This is a genomic window from Pseudomonas sp. Z2-11, from assembly GCF_054161305.1.
This window is the reverse complement of the sequence record NZ_CP096395.1, coordinates 879,338-890,224: the sequence shown is the minus strand read 5'-3', so window position 1 is coordinate 890,224 and position 10,887 is coordinate 879,338. Positions and strand designations below refer to the sequence as shown.

Annotated in this window: 7 protein-coding genes; all 7 read left to right on the top strand. The window is 59.7% G+C overall.

From position 1 onward, the window contains the following. The first annotated feature begins 224 nt into the window (after nucleotides 1-224). The 7 genes from M1E16_RS03820 (at nucleotide 225) to M1E16_RS03790 (ending at nucleotide 10,887) form a co-directional block, all read left to right on the top strand. Complete coding sequence (locus M1E16_RS03820) at nucleotides 225-1,826, top strand: ABC transporter substrate-binding protein (protein WP_458129245.1); 1,602 nt, start codon at nucleotides 225-227, stop codon at nucleotides 1,824-1,826. Nucleotides 1,827-2,081: 255 nt separating this feature from the next. After that, nucleotides 2,082-3,707 (top strand): ABC transporter substrate-binding protein, encoded by a 1,626-nt coding sequence (locus M1E16_RS03815; protein WP_434695882.1) that lies wholly within the window; start codon nucleotides 2,082-2,084, stop codon nucleotides 3,705-3,707. A gap of 307 nt (nucleotides 3,708-4,014) precedes the next feature. Further along, nucleotides 4,015-5,616, top strand: coding sequence for an ABC transporter substrate-binding protein (locus M1E16_RS03810; protein WP_434569832.1), 1,602 nt, complete (start codon nucleotides 4,015-4,017; stop codon nucleotides 5,614-5,616). Between the two features lie 171 nt (nucleotides 5,617-5,787). Next, nucleotides 5,788-7,209, top strand: a complete 1,422-nt coding sequence (locus M1E16_RS03805) for an OprD family porin (RefSeq protein ID WP_458129244.1) — start codon at nucleotides 5,788-5,790, stop codon at nucleotides 7,207-7,209. A gap of 75 nt (nucleotides 7,210-7,284) precedes the next feature. Further along, nucleotides 7,285-8,880 carry an ABC transporter substrate-binding protein gene (locus M1E16_RS03800; protein ID WP_458129243.1) on the top strand — a complete coding sequence of 532 codons (1,596 nt, stop codon included), beginning with the start codon at nucleotides 7,285-7,287 and terminating at the stop codon, nucleotides 8,878-8,880. A gap of 74 nt (nucleotides 8,881-8,954) precedes the next feature. Then, a complete protein-coding gene (locus tag M1E16_RS03795) occupies nucleotides 8,955-9,965 on the top strand; it encodes an ABC transporter permease subunit (RefSeq protein WP_305496852.1) in 1,011 nt (336 codons plus the stop codon). Between the two features lie 10 nt (nucleotides 9,966-9,975). Then, nucleotides 9,976-10,887: an ABC transporter permease subunit gene (locus M1E16_RS03790; protein WP_458129242.1), complete on the top strand. Its 912-nt coding sequence runs from the start codon at nucleotides 9,976-9,978 to the stop codon at nucleotides 10,885-10,887.

Here is a 10,887-nt window from a genome sequence, read left to right as displayed (position 1 = left end):
GACTTCGTCCCGAGGCGGGAAGACGCGCATCGTCCCCGCCCCGAAAAAGCAATATCAAAATAGTGGCGCGATACTAGATAGCCATTATTTCGGCGTCAATTAAATATTGATGAAAAGCGCGGTATGCCCAAACCCACGGGTCATCCTCACTTTTAGATATTTCCTACGCGCCCGCCCCACCCGCTACCCTTCAGAAAAACCGTCATCAAGCCCTAAGGGATTTCATGGACAGAACCACCTTCAAGCCCCTCTTGCTCACGCTCGCCCTGATCAGCGGCGCCCCACTGGCCCAGGCCGCGACCACCCTGGTCTATTGCTCCGAAGCCAGCCCCGCCGGCTTCGATCCCAGCCAATACACCAGCGGCACCGACTTCGATGCCTCGGCCGAAACCGTCTTCAACCGCCTCACCCAGTTCAAGCGCGGCGGCACCGAAGTCGAGCCCGGGTTGGCGTCGAGCTGGGAGGTATCCGCCGATGGCCTGGCCTACACCTTCCACCTGCGCGAGGGTGTGAAGTTTCATACCACCGACTATTTCACCCCGAGCCGCGACTTCAACGCCGACGACGTGCTGTTCACGTTCCAGCGCCTGCTCGATCCGCAACACCCGTTCCGTCAGGCCTACCCCACCGAGTCGCCGTACTTCACCGACATGGGCCTGAACACCACGATCAAAAGCGTCGAAAAAATCGACGAGCACACCGTGCGCTTCAGCCTGAACAACGTCGACGCCGCATTCGTGCAGAACCTGGCGATGAGTTTTGCCTCGGTGCAGTCCGCCGAGTACGCAGCGCAGCTATTGAAGGAAGGCAAGGCCGGCGACCTCAACCAGAAGCCCATCGGCACCGGGCCGTTTGTGTTCAAGCGCTATCAGAAGGATTCGCAGATCCGCTACGCCGCCAACACCGCGTACTGGAAACCCGAGGACGTGAAGCTCGACAACCTGATTTTTTCCATTACCCCGGACGCTGCCGTGCGCCTGCAAAAGCTCAAGCGCGGCGAATGCCAGGTCAGCGGTTATCCGCGTCCGGCCGACATCGAAGTGATGGAGCAGGACCCGAACCTGCGCGTGCTCAGGCAGCCCGGTTTCAACCTGGGTTTCCTCGCCTATAACCTGACGCATCCGCCGCTGGACCAGCTCAAGGTCCGTCAGGCGCTGGACATGGCCATCGACAAGCCGGCGATCATCAAGGCCGTGTATCAGGGCGCCGGGCAGCTGGCGCAGAACGCCTTGCCCCCGGCTCAATGGTCGTTCGACCCGGCGATCCAGGATGCGCCCCATGACGTAACCAAGGCCAAGGCGCTCCTCAAGGAAGCCGGGGTTGCGCCCGGTACAACCATTGATTTATGGGCAATGACGGTGCAGCGCGCCTCCAACCCCAATGCGCGAATGTCTGCGCAAATGATCCAGCAGGACTGGGCCAAAGTTGGCATCAAGGCCAACATCGTCAGCTACGAATGGGGGGAGTACATCAAGCGCGCCAAGAATGGCGACCACGACGCGATGATCTACGGCTGGACCGGCGACAACGGCGATCCGGACAATTGGCTCGGCGTGCTGTACAGCTGCGCGGCGGTCAAGGGCAGCAACTACGCCAAGTGGTGCGACCCGGCCTACGACCGGCTGGTCCAGCAGGCCAAGGTCTCGACCGACCGCCAACAACGCATCGACCTGTACCGCCAGGCGCAGAAAATCCTCAAGCAGCAGGTGCCCATCACGCCCATCGCCAACTCGACGGTGTTCCAGCCGATACGCAAGGAAGTGGTGGATTTCAAGCTCAGCCCGTTCGGGCTTACACCCTTCTACGGCGTGGGTTTGAACAAGTAAAACCCGCCCCAGGCCGGTGCGTTGCAGCCTCGCAGCGCACCGGCACGGAGCGCCGCTTGCCCCAAAAAAACCTGCGCAAACGTTAAAATGCGTCAAAAGTTATAAAGATGCGACATTAAGGTACGTACGTGCCACTGTTTCAGACTTGAAACCGCTCTGGATCTTGCATTGGGTATGGGGCCTGCATAAGTATCCGCAGGACGACTCACGAGGTCGCCCTCAAATCCAAAAATGACAACAAATCATGAGGCCAACATGCTTAAACACGCGGTCATTCCGTTTTTAGTCGGCGCAGGCTTGTTAGCCAGCGCTCCTTTCGCTTCCGCCGCGACTAACCTGGTGTTCTGCTCCGAAGGCAGCCCGGCCGGTTTTGACCCTGGTCAGTACACCACCGGAACCGACTTCGATGCCTCTGCAGAAACCATGTTCAACCGCCTGACCCAGTTTGAGCGCGGCGGTACCGCCGTGATTCCTGGCCTGGCCACCAAGTGGGACATTTCCGAAGACGGCCTGACCTACACGTTCCATCTGCGTGACGGCGTCAAGTTCCACACCACCCCGTATTTCAAGCCGACCCGTGAATTTAATGCCGATGACGTGCTGTTCACGTTCAACCGCATGATCAACAAGGACGATCCGTTCCGTAAGGCGTACCCAACCGAATTCCCGTACTTCACCGACATGGGGATGGACACCAACATCACCAAGGTCGATAAAGTCGACGACCACACCGTCAAGTTCACCCTCAAGGATGTCGACGCCGCGTTCATCCAGAACCTGGCCATGAGCTTCGCCTCGATCCAGTCCGCCGAGTACGCCGCCCAGCTGCTCAAGGACGGCAAGCCTGCCGACATCAACCAGAAGCCGATCGGCACCGGCCCGTTCGTGTTCAAGAGCTACCAGAAAGACTCCAACATCCGTTATACCGGCAACAAGGACTATTGGAAGCCTGAAGACGTGAAGATCGACAACCTGATCTTCGCCATCACCACCGACCCGTCGGTGCGTATCCAGAAGCTGAAGAAGAACGAGTGCCAGATCACCCTCTTCCCACGCCCGGCCGACCTCAAGGCCCTCAAGGACGACAAAGCGCTGAAGATGCCTGACCAGGCGGGTTTCAACCTGGGTTATGTAGCTTACAACGTGATGGAAAAAGTCAAAGGCGACGACAAGCCCAACCCGTTGGCTGACCTGCGCGTTCGTCAAGCCTTGGACATGGCTGTAAACAAGCAACAGATCATCGACTCGGTGTACCAAGGTGCGGGACAACTGGCGGTCAACGCCATGCCTCCGACCCAATGGTCCTACGACACCACCATCAAAGATGCCAAATACGACCCTGAAAAAGCCAAGGCTCTGCTCAAGGAAGCCGGCGTCAAGGAAGGCACAGAGATCGTTCTGTGGGCCATGCCGGTTCAGCGTCCGTACAACCCGAACGCCAAACTGATGGCGGAAATGCTGCAGAACGACTGGTCCAAGATCGGCCTGAAGGTCAAGATCACCAGCTATGAGTGGGGCGAGTACATCAAGCGTTCCAAGGGCGGCGAGAACCAGGCCATGATCATCGGCTGGAGCGGTGATAACGGTGACCCGGACAACTGGCTCAACGTGTTGTTTGGCTGCGACTCGCTGCAAGGCAACAACTTCTCCAAATGGTGCGACAAGAAGTTCGACGGCCTCGTCAAGGAAGCCAAGCGCACCACCGACCAGGCCAAGCGCACCGACCTCTACAAACAGGCGCAACACGTCCTCAAGGACGCCGTACCGATGACACCTATCGCTCACTCGACGGTGTATCAACCCATGCGCGCCAACGTGCAGGACTTCAAGATCAGCCCCTTTGGCTTGAACTCCTTCTACGGCGTCAGCGTCAGCAAATAAAGGTAATCAACGGCGGCGTTTCCAACGTCGCCGTTGCTTTATCTGCCGAGACAAAGACTTGGAAATTGCCTACATCCAAAAGCACTGCGTACCACAGCAGTTGGTTTAGGACGTGTCGCCTTTTCCCACAAGTCTTTCAGGCATTGCGCATATACCGCCTGGCACACGACTCATACCGTCGGGGCTGGAGGTTTTGCCAATCCTGCGGCAGCGCTGTTCACGCATTGGAATGAGCCCAGTGCCCCGGCCCTGTCACTGGAAGGACACCGGTTCACTGTCAAACACCCCGAACGAGAGAGGGAGCGTCATGCGCCATACCTTGGTTTTATCCGCATTGCTGGGCACCGGCCTGCTGGCCGCTACATCCGCGGCCCAGGCTGCCGGCGGCAGCTTGGTGTTCTGTTCCGAAGGCAGCCCTGCCGGTTTCGACACCGCGCAATACACCACCGCGACCGACAACGATGCCGCCGAACCGCTGTACAACCGCCTGGCCGAGTTTGAAAAAGGCGCGACCAATGTCGTGCCGGGCCTGGCGACGAGCTGGGACATTTCCGAAGACGGCTTGAAATACACCTTCCACCTGCGCGAAGGGGTGAAGTTCCACACCACCGACTACTTCACGCCGACCCGGGATTTCAATGCCGACGATGTGCTGTTCACCTTCAACCGCATGCTCGATCCGCAGCATCCGTTTCGCAAGGCCTACCCCACCGAGTTCCCGTACTTCAACGGCATGAGCCTGAACAAGAACATCGCGAAGGTCGAAGCGACAGGACCGCTGACGGTGGTCATGACGCTCAACAGCGTGGACGCCGCATTCATCCAGAACATCGCCATGAGCTTCGCCTCGATCCTTTCGGCCGAGTACGCCGACAAGCTGCTCACTAGCGGCAAGCCGAGCGACATCAACCAGAAGCCGATCGGCACCGGGGCTTTCGAGTTCAAGAGCTACCAGAAAGACTCCAACATCCGCTACGTCGCCAACAAGCAGTACTGGGCGCCTGAGCGGGTCAAGCTGGACAACCTGATCTTCTCGATCAACACCGATGCGTCGGTGCGGGTGCAGAAGCTCAAGGCCAACGAATGCCAGATTACCCTGCATCCACGCCCGGCCGATGTGCCGGCGCTGAAGAACGATCCCAAGCTGCAACTGATCGAGAAGCCCGGTTTCAACCTTGGCTATATCGCCTATAACGTTCGCCACAAACCCTTCGACCAGGTCGAAGTACGCCGGGCGCTGGACATGGCGGTGAACAAGCAGGGCATTCTCAACGCCGTGTACCAGGGCGCGGGGCAGTTGGCGCAAAACTCCATGCCGCCAACCCAATGGTCCTACGACGACACGATCAAGGACGCTCCCTACGACCCTGAAAAAGCCAAGGAGCTGCTCAAGGCCGCCGGGGTCAAGGAAGGCACCGAAATCACCCTCTGGGCCATGCCCGTGCAACGCCCGTACAACCCCAACGCCAAGCTGATGGCCGAAATGCTCCAGTCCGACTGGGCGAAGATCGGTTTGAAGGTGAAGATCGTCACCTACGAATGGGGCGAGTACATCAAGCGCACCAAGAACGGCGAGCACGACATCAACCTGATCGGCTGGACCGGCGACAATGGGGACCCGGACAACTGGATGGGCACGCTGTACAGCTGCGACGCCATTGGCGGCAACAACTACTCCCAATGGTGTGACCAGGACTACGACAAGCTGATCAAGCAGGCCAAGATCGTCACCGACCGCGAGCAGCGCACCGTGCTCTATAAACAGGCCCAGCAGTTGCTCAAGCAGCAAGTGCCGATCACGCCGATCGCCCACTCGACGGTCAACCAGCCGCTGAGTGCCAAAGTCGAAGGGTTCAAGGTCAGCCCCTTCGGTCGCAACGTCTTCTCGGGCGTCAGCCTGAACCCATAACCGTTTAGCCATGCAGCGAGGGCTTCCTTTGGAAGCCCTCCGCCAGCGTTTTGCCTTAATTCGCCGATCAAGCGCCTGGCAAACGTTTGCAAGCTGCAAATGAGTTGTAAACCAATAGCCGTATCACCGAAAAAGAACGGCATAAAAAAGAAAGAAAAAGGAGCGTTACCTATGAAACTGAGCAGCACCGCGATACTGGCCCTGGCCATCAGCAGCGTTACGGCCACGGCTTACGCTGAATCTGTCAGTCAGGAATTCGTTCCTACCGCGCTGGCCGACAGCAGCGCCCAAAGCGAAGCAAAAGGTTTCATCGACGGCCAAAGCCTGGGAGGCACGACGCGTAACTGGTACTCCAACGAGTTGAAACGCCGCGACGACCGATTCAGCTACAAGCCAAATAGCGTAAAAAATGACCCTACCGTGCCAGCGACGCCGATTGCTCGTCGTATCAACTGGGTCCAAGGCACCATCGTCAACTACACCTCGGGCTTTACCCAGGGCACCGTCGGCGTCAGCACCGAAGTCGCCGCCTACAACGCTATCGTGCTGGACCGGGATCGCAAGCACATCGCCGGTGGCTCCAACCGCACCCTGGCGGACTCCAACGGCGATGCCGTGGACCAGTGGAGCAAACTGGGCCTGGCCAACGCCAAGTTCCGCGTATCGAACACGACGCTGACCGCGGGTCGCCAGAATTTCAGTACGCCGATCATCGACGTCATCGGCAACCGTGCATTGCCTTCGAGCTTCGAAGGTATCAGCCTGCACAGTGAAGAATTCAACAACCTGTCGTTCGATCTGGCCGGCTTCGATCGCGTTTCGCCACGAACCGAGCAGAGCCTGTCGAAATTTCGCACCGAGTATTCCGCCACTGGCGTGGAAACCGACAAGGTCTATACCGCCGGCGTCAACTACCAGCCGTTTAAGAGCCTGAAAACCAGCCTGTATGGCGCCAAGGTCGAAGACTTCTGGAACCAATACTACTTCGGCGCCACCCATGAACTGGGCGATAGCCAGGTGCTCAGCCTGACCACCAGCCTGAATTATTACAAAACCGTCGACGAAGGCAAAAAACTGATGGGGAATATCGACAACGATACCTACTCCCTGTCCCTCGGCCTTGCTCACCAGGCCCACAGCCTGACGTTCTCCTACCAGGAAGTGAACGGCGACGAATACTTCGACTACCTGCACGAAACCAACGGCATCTACCTGGCCAACTCCTTGCTGTCCGACTTCAACAGCCCGAACGAGAAATCGTTCCAGATCGCCTACGGCCTGAACATGGCCGAGTACGGCGTGCCCGGCCTGAAGTTCAACATCTACCAGGCACGTGGCTGGGGCATTGACGGCACGCATTACCGTGGCACTGCCTACACCGATCCAGGTAAGCAGCGCGGCGACCTGAGCCTGATGGACGGCGAAACTCACTACGAATATGGCATCGGCGCCTCCTACGCCGTGCAGAGCGGCCCGCTCAAGGCCACCGCGATTCGTGCGACCTACACCACACACCGCGCCAGCGAAAACCAGGCTGATGGCAACATCAACGAATTCCGCCTGGTCACCACCATCCCGTTCAACATTCTCTAACCTTTCCACCGACGGTCGACCCACAAGGTTGACCGTTCGGTTTTTTGCCGTTCAACCGATTGCAGAGGATTGACGATGAACATGAACCCCCTACGCGCCGCCATTGCCGCCGCACTGCTGAGTGTTGCCGTTGGCGCCACGGCCAAACCCCTGGTGGTTTGCACAGAAGCCAGCCCGGAAGGCTTCGACATGGTCCAGTACACGACTGCAGTCACCGCCGACGCCGTGGCCGAAACGATCTTTAACCGCCTGGCCGACTTCAAGCCCGGCACCACCGAAGTGATTCCTGCCCTGGCCGAGTCCTGGGACATCAGCGACGACGGCCTGACGTATACCTTCCACCTGCGCAAAGGCGTCAAGTTCCACACCACCGATTACTTCAAGCCGACCCGCGACATGAACGCCGACGACGTGGTCTGGAGCTTCCAGCGCCAGCTGGACCCGAATCACCCGTGGCACAAACTGTCGAGCGTGGGTTTCCCGTACTTTGAAAGCATGGGTTTCAAGGAACTGCTCAAAAACGTCGAAAAAGTCGACGAGCACACGGTCAAGTTCACCCTGACCCGCCGCGAAGCACCGTTCCTGGCCGACATCGCCATGGCGTTCTCCTCGATTTACCCGGCCGAATACGCCGACCAGTTGCTCAAGGCAGGCAAGGCCGGCGAGCTGAACAACAAGCCGATCGGCACCGGGCCGTTCATCTTCCAGCGCTACAACAAAGACGCCCAGGTTCGCTTCAAGGCCAACCCGGACTACTTCCGGGGCAAGCCGCCGGCCGATGCGCTGGTGCTGGCGATCGCCACCGACAACAATGTGCGCATGCAAAAACTCAAGACCAACGAGTGCCAGATTGCGCTGTACCCGAAACCGGACGATATCCCCAGCATCAAGAAAGACCCGAACCTGAAGGTCACCGAGCTGGATGCGATGACCGTTTCCTACACCGCCCTGAACACCAGCCACAAATACATGAGCGACGTGCGGGTGCGCAAAGCCATCGACCTGGCCTTCGACAAGGAAGCCTACGTCAACGCGCTGTTCGGCAAGGGTAACGCCACCGCCGCAGTCAACCCTTACCCGCCGACGCTGCTGGGTTACAACCACGACCTGAAGAACCCGACCCGCGACCTCGACAAGGCGCGCCAGTTGCTCAAGGAAGCCGGCGTGCCGGAAGGCACCGTGTTTACCCTGTTCACCCGCAACGGCGGCGGTCCGACCAACCCCAACCCGATGCTCGGCGCGCAAATGATGCAGGCCGACCTCGCGAAAGTCGGGATCAAGGTCGATATCCGCGTGATGGAATGGGGCGAAATGCTCAAACGCGCGAAAAACGGCGAGCACGACATGGTTTCCGCCGGATGGGCGGGCGATAACGGCGACCCGGATAATTTCCTGACGCCTATGCTCAGTTGCGAAGCCGCCAAGAACGGCGAAAACTACGCGCGCTGGTGCAACGAGAAATTCCAGGCGCTGCTCGACCAGGCACGCGCCACAGTGAACCCCGAGGAGCGCGCCAGGCTCTATGAGCAGGCCCAGGTGATTTTCAACCAGGACCAGCCATGGATCAGCATGGCCCACACCCGCATGTTCACGGCAATGCGCAAGAACGTAGAGGGCTATGTGATTAGCCCGCTCACCACCAACAACTTCGCCACCACCCAGGTGAAGTAGATAAGAAAACGCCCGGCAACCTTCACCAAAGGATTGCCGGGCACGCCTAACCGGCTGATGAGGTACACCTGAAGATGTTTAGTTTTATTGCCCGCCGACTGGGATTACTGATTCCCACGTTCTTCGGCATCACCTTGCTGACCTTCGCGTTGATTCGCATGATCCCCGGCGACCCCGTGGAAGTGATGATGGGCGAACGTCGGGTCGATCCCGAAATGCATGCTCAGGCAATGGAACGCCTTGGCCTGAACAAACCGCTGTATGCCCAGTACCTGGACTACATCGGCAAACTGGCCCAGGGCGATCTTGGCGAATCGCTGCGCACCCGTGAAAGCGTATGGACCGAGTTCAGCTCACTGTTTCCCGCGACCCTGGAACTGTCCCTGGCCGCGCTGCTGTTCGCCGGTATCCTCGGCCTGCTGGCCGGGGTGATCGCGGCACTCAAGCGAGGATCCCTGTTCGACCATGGGGTGATGGGCATCTCCCTGGCGGGGTATTCGATGCCGATCTTCTGGTGGGGCCTGATCCTGATCATGTTCTTCTCCGTGTCCCTGGGCTGGACACCGGTGTCGGGACGGATCGACCTGCTCTACGACATCGAGCCGAAAACCGGCTTCATGCTGATCGACACGCTGCTGGCCGATGAGCCGGGCGCGTTCCTCGACGCGTTGCATCACCTGATCCTGCCGGCCATCGTGCTGGGCACCATTCCGCTGGCGGTGATCGCCCGCATGACCCGTTCCTCGATGCTCGAAGTGCTGCGCGAGGACTACATCCGCACCGCCAAGGCCAAGGGTCTGTCGCCATCGCGCGTGGTGTTCGTGCACGGCCTGCGCAACGCGCTGATCCCGGTGTTGACCGTGGTCGGCCTGCAAGTCGGCACGCTGCTGGCCGGCGCGGTCCTGACCGAAACGATCTTCTCCTGGCCGGGCATCGGCAAGTGGCTGATCGAAGCCATCGGCGCCCGGGACTATCCCGTGGTGCAGAACGGCATCCTGTTAATCGCCTGCCTGGTGATTCTGGTCAACTTCGTCGTGGACATTCTCTACGGCTTTGCCAACCCACGTATCCGTCACCAGCGCTGAGATCAAGACCATGAGTACTCCAACTACCGCGGTAGCAGTCGATCAAAGCCTGCTGTACCCGTCCCCGTACAAAGAATTCTGGCAGGCGTTTTCCCGCAACAAGGGCGCCGTCGCCGGGCTGATGTTCATGATCCTGATCGTGTTCTGCGCACTCTTCGCCCCGTGGGTCGCGCCGCACGACCCGAGCGAGCAATACCGCGACTTTCTGCTGACGCCGCCGGCATGGCTCGAAGGCGGGCAGATGCAGTTCCTGCTGGGCACCGACGAACTGGGCCGTGATTTGCTCTCGCGCCTGATCCAGGGTTCGCGGCTGTCGCTGCTGATCGGCTTGTCGTCGGTGGTGATGTCGCTGATCCCGGGCATCCTGCTGGGGCTGCTCGCCGGGTTCTTCCCGCGCATCCTCGGCCCGACCATCATGCGCCTGATGGACATCATGCTCGCCCTGCCCTCGCTGCTGCTGGCCGTGGCGATCGTCGCCATCCTCGGCCCAGGCCTGATCAACACTGTGATCGCCATCGCCATCGTCTCGTTGCCGTCCTACGTGCGCCTGACCCGCGCCGCCGTGATGGGCGAGCTGAACCGCGACTACGTGACCGCCGCCCGCCTGGCCGGTGCCGGCCTGCCGCGCCTGATGTTCATCACCGTGCTGCCCAACTGCATGGCACCGCTGATCGTCCAGGCGACCCTGAGCTTCTCCTCGGCGATCCTCGACGCCGCCGCCCTGGGCTTCCTCGGCCTCGGCGTGCAACCGCCGACCCCTGAATGGGGCACCATGCTGGCCTCCGCCCGCGACTACATCGAACGCGCCTGGTGGGTTGTGAGCCTGCCTGGCTTGACCATTTTGCTCAGCGTGCTGGCAATCAACCTGATGGGCGACGGTCTGCGCGATGCGCTGGACCCGAAACTCAAGAATGCCGCCTGA

What these genes read in the sequence shown, in the direction of transcription:
- M1E16_RS03820 (WP_458129245.1), top strand. Translation starts at nt 225, where the DNA reads ATGGACAGAACCACCTTCAAGCCCCTCTTGCTCACGCTCGCCCTGATC.
- M1E16_RS03805 (WP_458129244.1), top strand. Translation starts at nt 5,788, where the DNA reads ATGAAACTGAGCAGCACCGCGATACTGGCCCTGGCCATCAGCAGCGTT.
- M1E16_RS03795 (WP_305496852.1), top strand. Translation starts at nt 8,955, where the DNA reads ATGTTTAGTTTTATTGCCCGCCGACTGGGATTACTGATTCCCACGTTC.
- M1E16_RS03800 (WP_458129243.1), top strand. Translation starts at nt 7,285, where the DNA reads ATGAACATGAACCCCCTACGCGCCGCCATTGCCGCCGCACTGCTGAGT.
- M1E16_RS03815 (WP_434695882.1), top strand. Translation starts at nt 2,082, where the DNA reads ATGCTTAAACACGCGGTCATTCCGTTTTTAGTCGGCGCAGGCTTGTTA.
- M1E16_RS03810 (WP_434569832.1), top strand. Translation starts at nt 4,015, where the DNA reads ATGCGCCATACCTTGGTTTTATCCGCATTGCTGGGCACCGGCCTGCTG.
- M1E16_RS03790 (WP_458129242.1), top strand. Translation starts at nt 9,976, where the DNA reads ATGAGTACTCCAACTACCGCGGTAGCAGTCGATCAAAGCCTGCTGTAC.